This window comes from Corynebacterium sp. MSK041 (assembly GCF_030232265.1).
GTDB lineage: Bacteria > Actinomycetota > Actinomycetes > Mycobacteriales > Mycobacteriaceae > Corynebacterium.
The window spans coordinates 73282-90392 of the sequence record NZ_JASPJK010000006.1 but is presented as its reverse complement, the minus strand read 5'-3'; the positions used below and the strand labels follow the sequence as shown (position 1 = coordinate 90392).

The following is a 17111-nucleotide window of genomic DNA, read 5'->3' as shown; positions in this document are numbered from 1 at the left end:
TGATCAGTGGTGTAGCATGGGCTTGTTTTAAAAGAGCCAGATCTACTTCAAGGGAGATTATTTCGTGGCAACCACCGCTGATTTCAAGAACGGCCTTGTGCTCAAGGTTGACGGCAAGCTCCAGCAGATCGTCGAGTTCCAGCACGTGAAGCCGGGCAAGGGCCCTGCTTTCGTGCGTACGAAGCTGAAGGACGTTGTCTCCGGCAAGACCGTGGACAAGACCTGGAACGCAGGCGTCAAGGTGGAAACCGCAACGGTTGACCGTCGCGACATGACCTACCTGTACAACGATGGCCAGAACTACGTGGTCATGGATGACAAGACCTATGAGCAGTACGAGCTGCCGGAGGATAAGTTCGGCGACGCTGCTCGCTTCCTCCTGGAGAACATGCGCGTGCAGGTTTCCTTCCATGAGGGTGAGGCACTGTTCGCTGAGCTGCCGATCTCCGTGGATCTGACCATTGAGCACACCGATCCGGGCCTGCAAGGTGACCGCTCCACCGGCGGCACCAAGCCGGCCAAGCTGGAGACTGGTGCTGAGATCCAGGTTCCGCTGTTCCTGGAAACTGGCAACGTGGTCAAGGTGGACACCCGCACGGGTGAGTACCTGTCTCGCGTGAACAACTAGGCACTAGTTCTAGTTTCTTCCAATGAAGCGGGCTCAAGCTGGGCCCGCTTCACCCAACTTTTCTTCCTTTCTGAAAAACATGCCTGATTACAAACGTCATGGTGCGCGTTACCGTGCACGCCGTCGCGCTGTAGACATCCTCTTCGAAGCTGAGACCCGCGATGTGGACCCGGTGGCCATCGTGGAGGACCGCATCAAGCTGGCCGAAGACCCTGCCAATGCTGTGGCCCCTGTTGCTGATTACACCCGTGAGATCATCTCCGGTGCCGCTGAAAGCCTCGACGAGATTGATGATGCGATTGCACGCTTCCTCTCTGAGGATTGGGAGCTCAACCGCCTACCTGCCGTTGACCGCGCCATTTTGCGTGTCTCTACGTGGGAGATTCTCTACAACCCCGCTGTGGAACCCTCCATCGTGATCTCTAACGCAATGGAGATGTCCGTGGAATACGCCGGCGACAAGGCCTCGCCATACATTCACGCGGTACTCGATGACATCATCCAGGCAAACTCCGCTGACGCCCCCGACATCATCACTGGGGAGACCGGCCTGATCGGCTTCGCTGAGGAAGACGCCACCGATGCGTTGGCAGGGCCCGGCGCCGAAGTAGAAGCACCTAAAGTGGCCGAAACGACCACCGAATCCGTTCAAGAAACCCCTGTGCAAGAGCAGGACTAGGGAACACTAGGAGTAGCTCATCATGGCAAAGGTATCTATCAAAGAAGCAGAAGAACTCCGCGTTGGCTCGGACTTTGTGCTCGCGGACGTCGATCCGGCGTCAACCCCAGGCGTGAGCGAAGACAACGTCGATGATGCTTTTGATGAATTCGACGATGAGCTGGATGAACTCCAGGAATGCCTGTACGCCAATGGTCGTGCGGGCAATGAGAACGCCGGTTCCATTCTCCTTGTCCTGCAGGGCATGGATACTGCTGGCAAGGGCGGGATCATCCGCAACGTTGTGGGTGAGACGATGGACCCGCAAGGCGTACACATCAAGGCCTTTGGCAAACCAACGGAGGAAGAGCTCAAGCACGACTTTCTCTGGCGTATTGAGCCGCACCTGCCCAAGCCCGGCATGATCAGCGTTTTCGACCGTTCTCACTATGAGGACGTGTTGGTGCAGCGTGTGAAGCAGATGGCTCCGCCGGAGGAAATTGAGCGCCGCTACGGTGCCATCGTTGACTTTGAGGCGAAAGCCGCTGCCAACGGCACGAAGATCATCAAAGTCATGCCGCACATCTCCAAGGAATTCCAGGGGGAGAACCTGCGCAAGCGCATCGAACGCCCGGACAAGCACTGGAAGTACAACCCGGGCGATATCGACGATCGCAGGCTCTGGGACGAATTCCAAGAAGCATATGAGATTGCGCTCAAGCGCACATCCACCGATGTTGCCCCGTGGTACTGCATCCCCTCCGATAACAAGGCCTACTGCCGCACGGTGGTGAAGACTCTCTTCGTCCAAGCCCTGCGCGACCTCAACCTGGAATGGCCCAAGGCTGAATTCGATCCCGAGGTTGAGCTCAAGCGTCTCGCGGAGTCCTAGACACCGCTCCTAGCCACTAGTCCCACCAGATGCCGGCGATCATGTCGCGGTACACAGCGGAGACTCTGTCCACGGTCTCGATTTCGTAGCCATTCATGGGCACTCTGTCTTGGTAAATGAGTCGCTTGGAGGCCGGTGAAATCTGGTCAGAGGAGTCAACCGCGAGCACCCAATCCGACGTGGACATGCCTTGCAGCCCCCTTAAGGTGATTGAACCTTTTTAGGGGAACGAAAAGAAAGCAACAGTGTCACTTATAGCGGCAGGCAGATGAGCATGAAAAACTCCGGCCGCAAAAGAGCACCGCGTGTAGCCTTGCGGGCACACGATTTTTCTGGCACCTGGTACGACTGACACGACGAGACATTGCGAGGGAAGTGGAGCGAATGCGCAAGGCCAAAACGATTGCGACGGTACTAGCGGCAACGGCGCTGACAGTGGCTGGCTGTTCGGGGAACGCTGAAAACGGCGAAGGAGAACCAAACACCACACAGAACAGCGCCGTGCGAAGCGATGCTGACGCAAGCGCCACCCAAGACCAAGCAGATCCCGGCACGTGTGCCGCTGAAGTGAGCATTAAGGCACTCCTGGAGGAGATGCCAGATGAACTCGTGGGGTTGCCGTATGACCCGGACTACAGCACGGTGATGGATGAGGGGTGGAATCACTATTACCAAAATGGCCCTGAGCAATTCTCCGTCGGTGTTTCGTACTACGACGAAGAGCTGGGGCAGGATCCATGCCCGAGTGACCCCAAGAAGGCGGCCCAAGACGAGCGCAAGCTGCACATGGAAAGCTACCAAGAACAGCAGAAGCGTGACGGGGAGGCAGTGCTGCCGTGGGATGAGTTCGAGTTCACGGTGGGGGACCGCTCCTTCGCGTGCGCCAAGCACCCGGAGGCAGACCTGCGCCAGTTCTTCTGCTCAACGAGTTTCGGCAACGCTGCGGCAACCACGTACATGTTCCGCCACTCGCAAGGCGACTCCCAGGATGTTGAGGACATGAAGGAAGCCATGGCTGAACTGACACCGCTGTTGGACAAGCAGCCCGTAGGCCCAGGATTATCCGACCTCAACTAAGGCCCAAGGCCCGACTACTTAATCGGTAAAGAACGATTGGGATGCCGGGTTTTCCGCTGTGACGGGGCACACTGGGTGAATGAAAAGTTTCTCTAAGCTGTACAAAGTCGCGGCGCTGACGGCCGCGGTGGGTCTGACTCTTTCGGGTTGCTCTTCCACGGGTGGGGCCCAGCGTGAGGGTGAGGCTGGCGGCACGGGTGGCGGTGGGGTAGACACTCCGCGCTACGTCGTGTCAATGGTTACTCACGGTGCGCCGGGCGATACGTACTGGGACCTCGTGCGCAAGGGTGCCGAGGATGCAGCGAAGAAGGACAACATTGAGTTGCGTTACTCCTCTGATCCGCAGGCGCCGAACCAGGCGAACCTGGTGCGTTCCGCAGTGGACTCGAACGTGGACGGCATCGCGGTGACGCTGCCGAATGCGGAGGCTATCGGTCCTGCCGCGAAGCTCGCTACGGAGGCAGGCATCCCGGTTGTGGGATTGAACTCTGGCATGAAGGAGTATGACAAGTACGGGATCACCGGCTTTTTCGGCCAGGACGAAACGGTGGCCGGCACGGCAGCGGGTGAACGCCTGAAGGAAGAGGGCAAGTCCAAGGTTCTTTGCGTGATCCATGAGCAGGGTAACTCCTCCCAGGAAGCGCGTTGTGCTGGTGTGAAGGAAGGCCTCCAAGGCGAGGTTGAGCTCCTCTACGTCAATGGCCAGGACCTGACCTCGGTGCAGTCCACGATTAACTCCAAGCTGGCCCAGGACAAGTCCTTCGATACTGTTTTCGCGCTGCAGGCACCGGTGGCAATGCGTGCGACGGAGGCTGTGAAGCAGTCGGGTTCCAAGGCGCAGGTGGTTACGTTTGATACGAACGCTGAGCTGGTGGACGCCATTGCGGATGGTCGCGTGGCGTGGGCTGTGGACCAGCAGCCGTATCTGCAGGGATACCTAGCAGTGGATTCTCTCTGGGTTGCTAAGCGCAACGGCGGCACCTTCGGTGGTGGCCAGCCGGTATACACGGGCCCGAGCTTCGTTGACAAAGACAATGTGGAGAAGATTGCTGAGGCCGCCAAGGCAGGCCTTCGATGAGCCAGACAATTACAGACGAATCGACTGAGAGTAACTCGGACGATCGGCTACGTACCCACACCGGCCTCGCCAAACTGATCCGTCGCCCGGAACTAGCTAGTCTGCTCGGTTTCCTGGTGATCTTGAGCCTCTTCTTGGCGGTCGCCCCAGCGTTCCGTTCGTTTGAGGCGATGGCCACGATTCTGTATGCCAGCTCTACGCTCGGCATCGTGGCACTCGCCGTGGGATTGCTCATGATCGGCGGGGCGTTCGACTTGTCTTCTGGTGTTGCGGTGACCACTGCGGCGCTGGCCGCATCGATGCTCAATTACAACCTGCACTTGAACTCGTGGGTTGGTGCGGGCCTCGCGCTCATCATCGCGCTGGCTATTGGTGCGCTCAATGGCATCCTCGTTACGCGTACGGGTATTGACAGCTTCCTCATCACGCTGGCTGCGTTCCTCATGTTGCAGGGCCTCAACCTCGCCGTGACCAAGCTCGTCACCGGCCAGGTGGCCACACCATCCATCGCGGATATGGAGGGCTTCGCCTCCGCACGCACCTTCTTTGCTGGTAGCTTCCATATCGGCAACGTGCGCATCAGTGTCACGGTGATTTGGTGGTTGCTGTTCGTCGCGATTGCGTCGTTCGTGCTCTTCCGCACGAAATTCGGTAACTGGATCACCGCCGTCGGTGGCGATGAGGATGCCGCGCGTGCTGTGGGTGTTCCCGTCCGCCTGGTTAAAATTGTGCTGTTCATGACTGTCGGCTTCGCTGCATGGTTTGTGGGCATGCACACGCTGTTCGCCTTCGATTCGATTCAGGCGGGCCAAGGCGTGGGCAATGAATTCTTGTACATCATCGCCGCTGTCATCGGTGGTTGCGCGATGAAGGGCGGCCGCGGCACGGCGATCGGCACGATGATCGGTGCGCTCATCTTCGGTATGACCAACCAGGGCATTGTCTACGCGGGCTGGAATCCTGACTGGTTCAAGTTCTTCCTCGGTGCGATGCTTTTGTTCGCGGTGCTCACCAACACTTCATTCGCCAACATCACGAAGGGGCGGTAGGCCATGTCCATCATTGAGTTGCGTGACATCACCAAGTCATACGGCACCTTCGACGCCTTGCGCGGAGTGGACCTCACCATCAACGCGGGCGAAGTCACCTGTGTGCTTGGTGATAATGGCGCGGGCAAATCGACGCTCATCAAGATTCTTGCGGGTTTGCACGCCCCAACGAGTGGGCAATTGCTTATCGACGGCTCACCCGTCACCTTCACATCCCCCCGCGACGCCCTGGATGCGGGTATTGCCACGGTGTACCAAAACCTCGCCATTGTCGATGAGCTGAGCGTGTGGCGGAACTTCTTCCTGGGCCAGGAACTGACCGGTGTGCTCGGCACGCTGAAGCAGGAGGAGATGAAGCGCATCTGCTCCGAGCAGCTCTTGGAGATGGGCATTGACATCCCCGATGTGAATGTGGAGGCCGGCAACCTGTCTGGTGGCCAGCGGCAAGTCGTCGCCATCGCCCGCGCTGTCTACTTCGGTGCCCGAGTCATCGTGCTTGATGAGCCCACCGCGGCACTCGGCGTGAAGCAGTCCGGCGTGGTGCTGAAGTTCATTGCTGCAGCCCGTGACCGTGGCGTCGCGGTCGTTCTGGTGACCCACAACCCACACCATGCCTATCTGGTGGGCGACCATTTCATGATTCTGAAGCTCGGCCGCCAGGAGCTCGACGCCTCCCGCGACCACGTCACCCTAGACGAGCTCACGCGCGAAATGTCGGGCGGTGCTGAACTCGAGGCACTTAGCCACGAGTTGAACAGCTAGGAGTGTTATGTCCATAGGGTTTTTGGACATGGAGTCCGGTGTCTTTTTGGACACGGAATCCATGGTGTTCTTGGACCCTTCTAGCGACTTATGGTTGTAGCCTGCGTTTCGGCCGGGGTTTGGATAGTTTCGGGTTCATCTGGGGTGGTCGGCGGTGTTTCATTCCTTCGACGAGGTTGATGTTGATCTGACCACCTGGTGGCCTGTGGCTCAACGTGATCGGCAGGGGCACGCTGAAGAGGAATTCACCGTCATGGGCCGTGTAGAACTCCGCAGTGTTATCGGCTGTGACCGTGGAGTAGAGTCTGCGGTTTTTAAACCTCAGGCCAATGTAGAGACCGAAGCCGCACACGCGTACAACGCCATCTTTGCTCACACAGAGTTGGTCTGGGATGCCCCAATAGTTTGTTGAATTTGTCGTAGGCATCGTTAACGTAGGGGTATCGGTGGGAGGTATGCCTTGCTGAGCTGCCATGTCATCGGTGCTGGCCTCGTGTGAAGTTGCCGCTTCCGCGGGGCCGTTTAGCATGTCGGATACAGCTTGTGGATTGTGCGCCTGGTTATAGGCAACTACGCGGGCCCAGATCTGATCAGGATCGAGTGGATGCGTAGGCGACGGTGCCTTGGGGAAAGTATCGAAAGCTTGGCGTGGGGTGATGTGCATCTTGCCGACCAGCAGTGATTGGTGGCGTCGTCGCTCGTTGTAAACCTGGCGATATTCAGCCAGATATGTGTTGACCTCGGCAAGGTTGACTGGGTGGCGTGCATCGAGGAACTGGGTCAACGTACGGTGAGATCGCTCGTCTTTTCCCTGGGTTGTCGGGGCGAAACCAGCAATAGCAAGTACACCTTGGCTGGCGAGCCAAGTTTCAGTAGCAGAGAGAAAACCCCGGTGGTAGGTGGCGAACGCATCGCCATTGTCAGAAAGGATTTCTTGAGGTTTGCCGTAGACGGCGAACGCTGCGGCCAGTGCAGCGCGCGCATCAGTACCGTTTTCTGGTAGAGCGAATGCTGTGGTTCCGACATCAAATCTGCTGGCATCATCGATGATCTGGCAAATCGTCACGTGCGTGTGCGCATGGTCGAAGAGGCGATAGACCAGTCCATCGATCTGCCAGAGTTCACCAACGAAATCGCGGGCGAAGCGCTTATAGGAACTCCGCGGCCGTTTGCGGGCATTGGCATCAACAAACCCCAGCTCTTGTAGCCACAAGGCGATGGTGGAACGCGACGGGGTCCGATCGGCACCGATAGAGTCGAACAAGAAGTAGTAGATCGACCAAGGGCCATAATCCAAGCCCTGCTCCATCAAGTGTTGCCTGGCGTGGATGACTGCGTTTTTGTCGGCCTCGTCAAATTTCTTAAACGGATTCTTCGGGGCAGTCGAATCCGGCACAATACCTGCTCGGCCCTTCTGCGCTATCCGGTTTTTGATGTTGTGGTACGTCTGTCGCGAGATCCCCAATTCTTTGCAAAACTGTGTGACCGTCTTGCCGTCACGAACTGGATCGAAATCTGCGACCTTTCTACGCTTATGCAATGGAATAGCCATCCGGCTATTCCACCGCCGTAACCGTCCAAAAAGCCACTAGACATACCGTCCAAAAACCTCCTGGACTCCGTGTCCAAAAAGTCTCTAGACATCACATTGAACAGCTAGGAGATAGCGCTTGCGCTACCTCCTCGTGCTTTGTGCATTGGAGTCGAGTTTTTGCAGCATAGCGAGTATGTTGTTAGCTATTCATCGTCTGGCATTGAGCTGGTTATAGGTTTCGGATTGAGTAAAGGTTTTGCAGTGACAGGGTTGAAAGCTTTTGGGCGTGGACTACAAAGCACAGTGGTAGTGCTCATCGCCATGCTTCTTGCAGTGTTCATGGTGCTTGCACCGCAATCTGTGTACGCGACTGAAACTGGGAGCGCCGCTACTGGCACACCTGGCAGCGACATGGCGACGGCCACGGAGACCGCCGAGGGAAATAACGCCCCAGCGGAGGAACCTGCACCTGCTGCAGATTCCAATGGACTAACCGCCGGTGGCGGCACCAAAGCATATGAGCTCATTGGTGAGTGGAAACAGCAGCCGAATGAGGTGACCTCCGGCCTTGATGTGCTGTCGATGGTGTGGTGGCTGGACATCAATGATTCAGCAGCGGCGCCAGGCAACAGGCCGACGAAAGACAACTTGCTCACGGTGAGCGTCGAAAATGCTCATTTCGGTGAGATTCCCAGCCAGTGCTTGAGTGGGGACAAGGGCGCTTCGAAGCTTTCTGAAGATAAGCGCACCCTGACCTGTGACATCGGCGAGCGTGATGAGGGAACCGCTCAAATGGTGCTGTCAGGTGTGAAAGTGGACGGACCGGGCAAGTCGAAAGTCAAAGCCACGGCAACCTTCCGTGGGCTTGAGGCGGAGCTGCCTGAGATTCCTGTGATTGCGCCTTTCCTCATGGACGCCAAGTTCGATGGTGGCGCGGCGACGTCGCTGACCGGTGATCCGGACACCTTCCAGTTCATGAACTTCCCCTTCTCGCTGGCTCACGCAAAAGGCTCTGCGAAGGGGCCGGACACCGTCAGTTATGACATCACCATCAACGGCGTGAACGACGAGGATATTACGCTGCAGGATGTCGCCTGCGCACCGATCGATCGCGTGCAGCCGGGCTACCCATTCTCGGCTTTTGGCAAGCCAGAAAACCAAACCACGAAGCTCCCTACGTGTGAGTTCACCGCGGTGGAGGGAAAGAAGAACACGTTCCGCTTAACGTTGTCTGATTTGGATTACACGTCCAAGCGCGCAGAGTTGGATTCGAATGGTGTGCTTCTGCCACAGGTGCAGCCCAAACACCCGCGTGAGGTCATTGCTGCTGGTGAACTTCGCGTGAAGGTGCCATACGTCACCTCCGGTCCAAATAAGAATGAGGACACCAACATTCACCTGGAGGCATCTGCGCCGACGTATACCGCCGAAGATGGCTCAACAGCTCAGGATGACCCGTCCAATAATGAGAACAAGGCGCCCTTGGTTCGTGGTAACTGGACTGGTGCATGGGTGGTTGCTTCACAGTGGCCTAAGGCTTACCCAGGTATTGGTTGGTCCGATACTTCTCGTGCGCCTGCTGGTGCCACCGTCATGTCGGTGTCGGGTATTGGCCCACGCCGGCCGGGTAACTCGTTTAATCATTCAGGCGGCTTTGCAGACACCTGGATCTGCAACACCTTAGATACGAAGCGCGTTGATTTCGTCGATGCCCGTGTGGTGGCTGATCCAGAGGCGAAACCAAATGTTTATTACGGTGAGCACATCGAGGACCTGAAGATCCTGTACTACACGGGTGAGGTGGAAGACCCGAACCTGTTCAAATGCGGAACGAAGGAAACTCCATTTGATGAAGGGAAGGATGAAAAGGACGGCTGGAGTTACACCAAGCCGGCCGATCTATCCACGGTTAAGGCCCTTAAAGTACGTATTCCACACGACAAGGCTTACCTGTCCAAGCTCCCCAAGTCTCGCTTCTACCTGACTGTTGAGCAGCGGATCCATGATGACGCTCAACCTGGTGACGATGTGTGGACGTTTACATCGGTGTTGGAGGAAGACAACACCGAATGGAATATGGATCTTAACGCTAAGCGTTACTTCCAGCGTATTACCGATGAAGAAGAGATCACGCCTTCCTATGCCAGTCCTGGTGTGGTGACTGACGGGGTGCGTTACCCGTACACCGGTCCTGGCCGCGATTTGCTGCGTGTGGTGGGTTCCTTGCCGGTTGTAGCGAAGGACGCAGCGCAGCCGGAGTACGGTCCGGGTGAGGAAGCAGATTTCACCATCCGTTACGGCCTGGAATCTGAGATTGCCAATATGCCTAATGCTCAGGTGGTAATCAAGGACACTCTGCCGAAGGGTATGGAGTATGTCGCGGGCAGCGCTGATGTTGAGCCTGAGGTGTCAACAAACTCCAAGGGCGAGCAGGTGCTTACCTGGACGAAGGAAAACGTTGAGCCGAACCTCCGCGTTTTGGAGGACGGGAACCCGGGCATCATCAACTACAAGGCCATCATGCCGAAGGCTGCGAAGCCCGGTGATGTTCTGACGAACGAAGTAACAGCGACGAGTCAGGGGCAAACCCGCAAGGCGCAGGCGAAGGTGACAGTGCCGCAGGCCGGCTACACGTCACTGAAGAAGAATGTGGCTGAGCCTGTCATTGAAACCGCGCCGAATGGTGTGGCTTCTAATGAGTGGACTATTGAACTCACATCTAAGGATCCAACGAAGTCGAACCTGACGGATGTTATTGATGTGCTTCCTGCCAACGGCGATGCCCAGGGCTCGAAGTTTGAAGGCAAGCTCAAGGTGACAGGCGTCGAAGGCGCTGCAGGTGCCACGGTGTACAGCACCACCGTCGATCCAGCGAAGGTCGATGAGGATCCGAATGCCACAGTCAATGGTGCAACGGGTCAGCCATCTAACATCTGGTCAGAAGGCGTGAAGGAAGAAGCCACGGCAGTACGCGTGATTACGAACGCTCCTTTGGCTTACGGCGATGCGCAAAAGATCACCATTAAGACGGAACTGCATAACGCTAAGAGTGGCGACGTTGTGGTGAACAAGGCCGTTGGCCGCGCTGAAAACACCAAGCTGCGTATGCGCACCTCTGCTCAGTTCACTGTCCGCACACCGGTCGACGTCACTGTTGAGAAGGTATGGAAGGACGACAAGGGTGCGGATCTGAAGGACACGCCGAAGTCCGTGAAGGTCCAGCTCATCCGCAAGCAGGGTGAGGAGAGCACCCCCGTTGGGGACAAGGTTGAACTCAATGCTGACAACGAGTGGAAGCACACGTTCACAAACCTTCCAGCCGTAGTGGACGAGGAACCGGTCACCTACACGGTGAAGGAAGACGAGATCGAAGGATTCACATCTAAGGTTGAGGTGAAAAATGTCGACGGCGACTACCAGGTCACGGTGACGAACACCCGTAAGCCGGAGCCGACTCCAACGCCGACCCCAACACCAACACCCACACCAACTCCAACCCCGAAGCCTACGCCGACTCCCACGCCGGGAACGTCTGGAACCCCGACACCGACGCCGAGTCCGTCCGGCACTCCGACGCCGACACCGACTCCGGGTACCTCCGAAACCCCGACGCCTGGCCCCACGCCAGGGCAGCCGAGTGGGCCTAAGAAGGACCTGGCTAGCACCGGTGCCGCTGTCACGGGACTGGTGGCATTGGCACTCGCCGCAATTGCCGGCGGAGCGCTACTGATGGTCAGGTCGCGTAAGCAGTAACCCCAATGCGCTGAACGCGCCACAAAACAAATGGGTCCGAATGGTTCAACCAATCGGACCCATTAGGTATTTGGAGGACATGTAACCAACAGCTTGAGTGGTGTAGGGATGAAGGCCTCTGGTTACTCGGCGCGAGTCATTTCAGGAAACTTGCCCCATAATTCTTGATAGACCTTGGCCACATAGTCATGGTGACTAATGCCCGCAGCCTTGGAGTAGTGGGGTAGGCGGATGATGTGAGTCTCGGCCCCGAGGGAATTTTTGATCATGCTGAAAGACGGATTATTTCGCCCTTGAGTCAATGCGTTATAGACATCGTTGCCGAGCGCGACGATTATTGGATTCACGCATCCTAGATCTGAAAGCTCGGCGCACAGTCCGTGAACCTGGTCCTGCAAGAAGTCTTTGTCTTTTAGTCTCTGCTTGATGTTGGTCGCCTTCGAGTCACGCACGGGCGTGAGTGCGCCATCCTCAAATTTGACGAGGTCGGTGATGTAACTTCCCCACAGTGGTGTACCTAAGCACGCATCGCGGAGCCGGTGGTCGCTGGTGAGGGAAGTTTCTTCGTGAAAAGCATGAAACGCGAGATCCTGTGTTGCCTTCTTTGTTTGTTCGTCTCGCTCAGCGAAGTTGAGAGCGACTAAGACAGTGTCGGTATGAATCTGCTTTGCTAGAGCACCGTAGGCGCTTTCGCTAGCGACTCTGTTCAGGTCCCGGACGAATGAATTCAGGAAGAATTTTGGAGCATTGACCGGGGCTGGCGCGAAGCGTTGATTTTCACACGCACCGATTCGCCAGAGTGCCCAGCTAGAACAATCGCCGTACTCCTTTTTGTTTTGGAGAAATTGCTCGAATGTAGGACTCGACAATCTTTCGTCCAATCTTTGGTAAATACGCAGATCACACAGCGAACAGGACGACTAACACGCCGATGGCAAGCGCAATGAAGGTACCAATCAAGATGAGCAGAGGGAGCCCCAGTGTGACGGCCGTGAAGATGGTGGACAGGATCCCGCCAGTGGAGGAGTCGTTCTTGTCCATTGCCTGGTACGGGTTGGGCTGGCCGTAGGGCTGTTGCTCGTAGGACTGCTGGCCGTACGGCTGTTGTTGTTGCCAGTAGGACGGTTGCTGGTACTGCGGGGCGCCTTGAGGTGGGGTGCCGTAGGGCTGGTTGTCCTGTGGCTCCTGGGGTGGGTAGGTGTTGCCGTAAGGGGTGGTCATGGTGGGGCCTCCTGGTTATGGGGTGTCGTCGGCAAGCTTGGCTTGGGCTTCGCTGATCTGCTCGGAGAGAGCGGACATGGCATTGTGTGCGTTGACAACAGCCTTGACTGCGCGGTCGGAGGCGGAGCGGAGTTGCTCGTCGGTCATGCCGGCGGCGACGGAGACTTCGGCCTCGGTGCGGATGACGAGGTTCTCTGCCTTGTTGCCCACGATGGCGCGGGCGCCGATGAGGGTGGAATTCACCTCATTGGCGGCGAGGTAGTAATTCGCATCAGGGGAGTCGGCGGCAGTGTCCGTGGCGGAATCGGCGCGGACGATGAACACAGAGTCAAGCAGGACAACGAGGAGTTCCAAGTTGTCGTGGGTGCCTTGCGCCACGCGGCCGGTGGAATCAGCGGTGACGCCCACGCCGGACTGGGCGAAAGCATCAACGATGCGGTCAATGGTGACCAGGCTGGGGGTGGAATTCGCGGTAGTCAATTTAGTTCTCCTCCCACGTCACGGCTGTTGGGAAAGACTCAGCCAAGAAATTGAAAGCCTGCATGGTTGCGTTGATGGAGGTGATGATGAAAGCGCCCAACTGATTCGTCGATAAGCCACGGCTCACATCCAGCGACCGAATACCCGTGATGGCCAGGGTGTTCTCCTCACTCTGGAAGAAACGCAGAGTTGGTGTGAAATGCGACTGGTTGTACTCATTCGTGGCGTAAAGCAGCGAGGACACATCCTCCGGCGCGAACTCGCCGCGCCACACGGACTCGAAAACGAGTTTGCCGTCATCGAAGGTGAACACCATCGCGGCGTTGATGAAGCCGGTGCGAACAACGGGCTCTTCCAGGCGGTATTCCAAGCCCTCGCCCTCAAGTACGGCGGCAATGTCGGCGAGGCCGACCTCGCGGACACGATCGTCCTCGGTGAGCTCCGGAGTGGGGTTCTCATTGGGTGTGGTCATGGCACCCAAGGTTACCTGTGTCGGTTGAGGGCTTGGCGGGTTAGTTTGCACTGGGGGTTAAGTGGGCGGTGATGTGGTCTGCGATGTGGGGTGCACGAGTGGAAAAAGTGCTAGTGTTGCAAGCGTCTACCAAGCATTGGCAGGCGCTAAAAAGAAGCATCCTTTAAATTCCGCACAGAGAGGCGGGGAAGGAGGTTCGATGAGTGCCACGAAGTTGCTTGACGCTAGTGACGTCTCGCGCACGATTGCACGCATCGCGCACCAAATCATCGAGAAAACAGCGCTCGATTCACCTGGTGCACCAACGGTGATTCTGTTGGGCATCCCATCTGGGGGAGTGCCCTTGGCCCAGCGCATCGGCGCGGCGATTGAGGAATTCGCGGGGGTGAACGTCCCTGTTGGAAGCCTGGATGTCACCCTCTACCGCGATGATCTGCGCCGCCGCCCGCACCGTGCATTGAGGCCCACGGACATTCCAGGTGATATCAACGGCGCGACCATCGTGCTGGTTGATGATGTGCTGTTTTCCGGCCGCACGATCCGCGCCGCACTCGACGCCTTGAGCGCTATCGGCCGCCCCGACATTATCCAGCTCGCCGTCCTCGTGGACCGCGGCCACCGCGCCGTGCCTATCCGCGCGGATTACGTGGGCAAAAACATCCCAACGGCACTGAGCGAGGACGTCACTGTGACGCTCACACCTTTCGACGGTGAAGATGCCGTCCTCCTGATGAAAGAGGGCGAGGAATAATGAAGCATCTGATCAGCATCGCGGACTTGAGCCGCGAAGAGATCATCGGGCTGATGGATGAGGCAGACCGTTTCCGTGAAGCCCTGGATGGCCGTGAGATGAAGAAGCTGCCCACCCTGCGCGGGCGCACTATCTTCACGCTGTTCTACGAAAACTCCACGCGCACCCGCTCCTCTTTTGAGACGGCGGGCAAGTGGATGAGCGCGGACGTGATCAACGTGTCTGCATCCAGCTCCAGTGTGAAGAAGGGCGAGTCCCTCAAAGACACCGCCGCCACTTTGAAGGCCGTGGGCGCGGACGCGATCATCATGCGCCACCCGTCTTCCGGTGCGCCGAATCTGCTGCGTGAGTGGGTGCCGGGTGCGGCGATTATTAATGCGGGCGATGGCTCGCACCAGCACCCGACGCAGGCACTGCTTGATGCCGTGACCATGCGCCAGCACATTGGTTCCGTCGAAGGCAAGAAAGTGCTCATCGTCGGTGACATCTTGCACTCCCGCGTGGCGCGCTCCAACGTGGACTTGCTGTCCACACTCGGCGCAGAAGTCGTGCTCGTTGCACCGCCGACTCTGCTGCCCACCGGTGTGGAGAACTGGCCGTGCCGCGTGGCCTATGACTTTGACGCGGAGCTCGCGTCTAGTGATAAACCCGCAGTTGTGATGATGCTGCGCGTGCAAGCTGAGCGCATGAACGGAGGCTTCTTCCCGTCCCACCGCGAATACGCCACCTTGTACGGGCTCTCCCAGGACCGCGCTGACAAGCTTGGCGCTGACACCCTGATCATGCACCCGGGGCCGATGTTGCGCGGCATGGAAATCAACTTCAATGTCGCCGACCGCGACAACACCGTGGTCCTCGACCAGGTGACAAACGGTGTGTACACCCGCATGGCGGTGCTGTTCACCCTGCTAGCCAGTGGCGACGATGCGCTGGAAGGAAAGGAGTAGGGCAGTGACAACACTTGCTTTGAATAATGTGCGCCCCTACGGCGAAGAAGAAACGAACATCCTCATCAGCGTGGAGGCCGGTGTCATCGAGTCCATCGGTGATGCACCCTTCACCGATGCCTCCGAGGTTGTGGATTGTGGCGGCAACGTGCTGCTGCCGGGTCTTGTCGACGTCCACGTGCACCTGCGTGAGCCGGGCCGTGAAGACACGGAGACCATTGCCACGGGTTCGGATGCTGCGGCGGCGGGCGGCTTCACCGCTGTGTTCACCATGGCGAACACCCAGCCTGTCATCGACCAGCCTTTCCTCGCCGACGCGGTGTGGGAAAAGGGCCAGGCCTACGGCAAGTGCGATGTTTATCCGGTGGGTTCCATCACCAAGGGTCTCGGTGGGGAGACACTCACCGAGATCGGGCTGATGTCCCGTGGTCACGTGCGAATGTTTTCTGATGACGGTCGCTGTGTCAACGACCCGCAGCTCATGCGCCGCGCCATCGAGTACGCGAAGGCCTATGACGTTGTGCTGGCACAGCACGCTGAGGACCACCGCATGACCGAGGGCTCCTGCGCCCACGAGGGTGAAAACGCTGCTCGTCTGGGTCTGCGCGGCTGGCCACGGGTGGCGGAAGAATCCATCGTTGCCCGCGACCTGATCATGACCCGTGACTACGGTGGGCGCTACCACCTCTGCCATGCCTCCACCGAGGGCACCGTATCCCTCCTGCGCTGGGCCAAAGAGCAGGGGATTGACGTCACCGCTGAGGTCACCCCACACCACTTGCTGCTTACGGACGACAAGCTGGAAACCTACGACGGTGTCTACCGCGTCAACCCACCACTTCGTGAGAACAAGGACACGTTCGCGCTGCGCGACGCGCTACTGGACGGCACGATTGACGTCGTGGCCACCGATCACGCACCGCACGGCTCTGAAGACAAGTGCGTCGAGTTTGAAAACGCCAAGCCCGGCATGATCGGCCTGGAAACCTCCCTGGCTATCATCGCCCAGATCTTCGTCGAATCCGGCCTGGCGGACTGGCGCTTCGTGGCCAAGGTCATGAGCGAACGGCCGGCTGAAATCCTCCGTCTGACGGACCACGGGCGACCAATCGCCGTGGGTGAGCCCGCCAACCTCACCCTCATCGACCCGGATTCGCCGTGGACCGCTGATGGCACTGAGATGGCCTCCAAATCCACAAACACGCCCTATGAAGGCTCCACATTCAAAGCCCGCGTCATTTCCACGTGGCTGCGCGGCACCACAACCTACTCCGCAAAGAAGGCATAACAGTGACAACAACTAACCAAGCTTCCCAGTCACAGAACACCCAGACCACCTCGTCGATAAGCAATCGCACGCGCGCGAATCTCGTGCTGGATAACGGTGCAACGTTCCCGGGCTTCCTCTTCGGCGCAGCACCGGCCGCAGACATTGCTGGTGAGGTGACATTCACCACCGACATGTTCGGCTACGAGCAGCAGATGTGCGTCCCGGAGCATTCGGGTCAGATCCTCGTCTTCGCTACCCCGGAGATCGGCAACGTTGGTTGGACAGGTCAAGGTGCCGGCGAGGGTAGGACGGACATCACTGTCTCCGCAGTGATCATCCGTGACCTCTCACGCATCGCTTCGAACCATGAAGCGAAGCGCAGCCTCGAAGAAGAAATGACCGCACAGAACGTCACCGGCCTGTGGGGCGTAGATACCCGCATGCTCATCCGCGCCATCGCGGACGCCACCCGCAAGGGTGAGACCGTGCGCGGCCAGATCATCGCAGAAAAGCAAGAAGCCTAAGAGAAACCAGGGAGA

Annotated in this window: 18 protein-coding genes; 12 read left to right on the top strand and 6 right to left on the bottom strand. The window is 58.0% G+C overall.

The window, feature by feature from the left end:
• The first annotated feature begins 64 nt into the window (after nt 1-64).
• From efp to QP968_RS06645, 3 genes are all read left to right on the top strand, one after another.
• The gene (gene efp / locus QP968_RS06655) at nt 65-628 is read left to right on the top strand and encodes an elongation factor P (RefSeq protein WP_284855627.1); all 564 of its coding nucleotides are present in this window, start codon (nt 65-67) and stop codon (nt 626-628) included.
• A 79-nt stretch (nt 629-707) separates the two neighbouring features.
• Entirely contained in the window at nt 708-1307 is a 600-nt protein-coding gene (nusB, locus tag QP968_RS06650) for a transcription antitermination factor NusB (protein ID WP_284855626.1), read from the top strand.
• Nucleotides 1308-1329: 22 nt separating this feature from the next.
• Nucleotides 1330-2178 (top strand): PPK2 family polyphosphate kinase, encoded by an 849-nt coding sequence (locus tag QP968_RS06645; RefSeq protein ID WP_284855625.1) that lies wholly within the window; start codon nt 1330-1332, stop codon nt 2176-2178.
• 16 nt (nt 2179-2194) lie between these two features.
• Here the strand turns inward: QP968_RS06645 and QP968_RS06640 are convergent, their stop codons facing one another.
• Entirely contained in the window at nt 2195-2365 is a 171-nt protein-coding gene (locus tag QP968_RS06640) for a hypothetical protein (protein WP_284855624.1), read from the bottom strand.
• Between the two features lie 197 nt (nt 2366-2562).
• Between QP968_RS06640 and QP968_RS06635 the strand changes: the two genes are divergently transcribed.
• The 4 genes from QP968_RS06635 to QP968_RS06620 all read left to right on the top strand — a co-directional run bounded on the left by QP968_RS06635 (nt 2563) and on the right by QP968_RS06620 (nt 6144).
• Nucleotides 2563-3255, top strand: a complete 693-nt coding sequence (locus QP968_RS06635; RefSeq protein WP_284855623.1) for a hypothetical protein — start codon at nt 2563-2565, stop codon at nt 3253-3255.
• Between the two features lie 79 nt (nt 3256-3334).
• On the top strand, nt 3335-4333 hold the full coding sequence (locus QP968_RS06630) for a substrate-binding domain-containing protein (RefSeq protein ID WP_284855622.1): 999 nt from the start codon (nt 3335-3337) through the stop codon (nt 4331-4333).
• Entirely contained in the window at nt 4330-5382 is a 1053-nt protein-coding gene (locus QP968_RS06625; RefSeq protein ID WP_284855621.1) for an ABC transporter permease, read from the top strand. Before QP968_RS06630 ends, QP968_RS06625 begins: the two co-directional genes overlap by 4 nt.
• Nucleotides 5383-5385: 3 nt before the next feature.
• Nucleotides 5386-6144, top strand: a complete 759-nt coding sequence (locus tag QP968_RS06620; protein WP_284855620.1) for an ATP-binding cassette domain-containing protein — start codon at nt 5386-5388, stop codon at nt 6142-6144.
• A gap of 88 nt (nt 6145-6232) precedes the next feature.
• Here QP968_RS06620 and QP968_RS06615 read toward each other — a convergent pair whose 3' ends face one another.
• Nucleotides 6233-7696: an integrase core domain-containing protein gene (locus tag QP968_RS06615; RefSeq protein WP_284855619.1), complete on the bottom strand. Its 1464-nt coding sequence runs from the start codon at nt 7694-7696 to the stop codon at nt 6233-6235.
• Between the two features lie 303 nt (nt 7697-7999).
• Between QP968_RS06615 and QP968_RS06610 the strand changes: the two genes are divergently transcribed.
• Nucleotides 8000-11431, top strand: a complete 3432-nt coding sequence (locus QP968_RS06610) for a Cna B-type domain-containing protein (RefSeq protein WP_284855618.1) — start codon at nt 8000-8002, stop codon at nt 11429-11431.
• Nucleotides 11432-11553: 122 nt separating this feature from the next.
• Here QP968_RS06610 and QP968_RS06605 read toward each other — a convergent pair whose 3' ends face one another.
• From QP968_RS06605 to QP968_RS06590, 4 genes are read right to left on the bottom strand one after another with little or no spacing between them, the layout of a single operon-like run.
• A complete protein-coding gene (locus tag QP968_RS06605) occupies nt 11554-12300 on the bottom strand; it encodes a hypothetical protein (protein ID WP_284855617.1) in 747 nt (248 codons plus the stop codon).
• Nucleotides 12301-12331: 31 nt separating this feature from the next.
• A complete protein-coding gene (locus tag QP968_RS06600; protein ID WP_284855616.1) occupies nt 12332-12652 on the bottom strand; it encodes a hypothetical protein in 321 nt (106 codons plus the stop codon).
• A 15-nt stretch (nt 12653-12667) separates the two neighbouring features.
• A complete protein-coding gene (locus QP968_RS06595; protein ID WP_284855615.1) occupies nt 12668-13132 on the bottom strand; it encodes a YbjN domain-containing protein in 465 nt (154 codons plus the stop codon).
• Between the two features lies 1 nt (nt 13133).
• Entirely contained in the window at nt 13134-13604 is a 471-nt protein-coding gene (locus QP968_RS06590; protein WP_284855614.1) for a YbjN domain-containing protein, read from the bottom strand.
• Between the two features lie 199 nt (nt 13605-13803).
• Here QP968_RS06590 and pyrR point away from each other — a divergent pair, with 199 nt between their 5' ends.
• Genes pyrR through QP968_RS06570 form a run of 4 tightly spaced genes read left to right on the top strand, consistent with a single transcriptional unit; the run spans nt 13804 to nt 17096 of the window.
• Entirely contained in the window at nt 13804-14355 is a 552-nt protein-coding gene (gene pyrR / locus QP968_RS06585; RefSeq protein ID WP_284855613.1) for a bifunctional pyr operon transcriptional regulator/uracil phosphoribosyltransferase PyrR, read from the top strand.
• The gene (locus tag QP968_RS06580) at nt 14355-15302 is read left to right on the top strand and encodes an aspartate carbamoyltransferase catalytic subunit (protein WP_284855612.1); all 948 of its coding nucleotides are present in this window, start codon (nt 14355-14357) and stop codon (nt 15300-15302) included. Before pyrR ends, QP968_RS06580 begins: the two co-directional genes overlap by 1 nt.
• Nucleotides 15280-16590 carry a dihydroorotase gene (locus QP968_RS06575; protein WP_284855611.1) on the top strand — a complete coding sequence of 437 codons (1311 nt, stop codon included), beginning with the start codon at nt 15280-15282 and terminating at the stop codon, nt 16588-16590. The genes QP968_RS06580 and QP968_RS06575 overlap by 23 nt, the downstream gene beginning before the upstream one ends.
• Before the next feature lie 2 nt (nt 16591-16592).
• Entirely contained in the window at nt 16593-17096 is a 504-nt protein-coding gene (locus tag QP968_RS06570; RefSeq protein ID WP_284855610.1) for a carbamoyl-phosphate synthase domain-containing protein, read from the top strand.
• Nucleotides 17097-17111 lie beyond the last annotated feature (15 nt).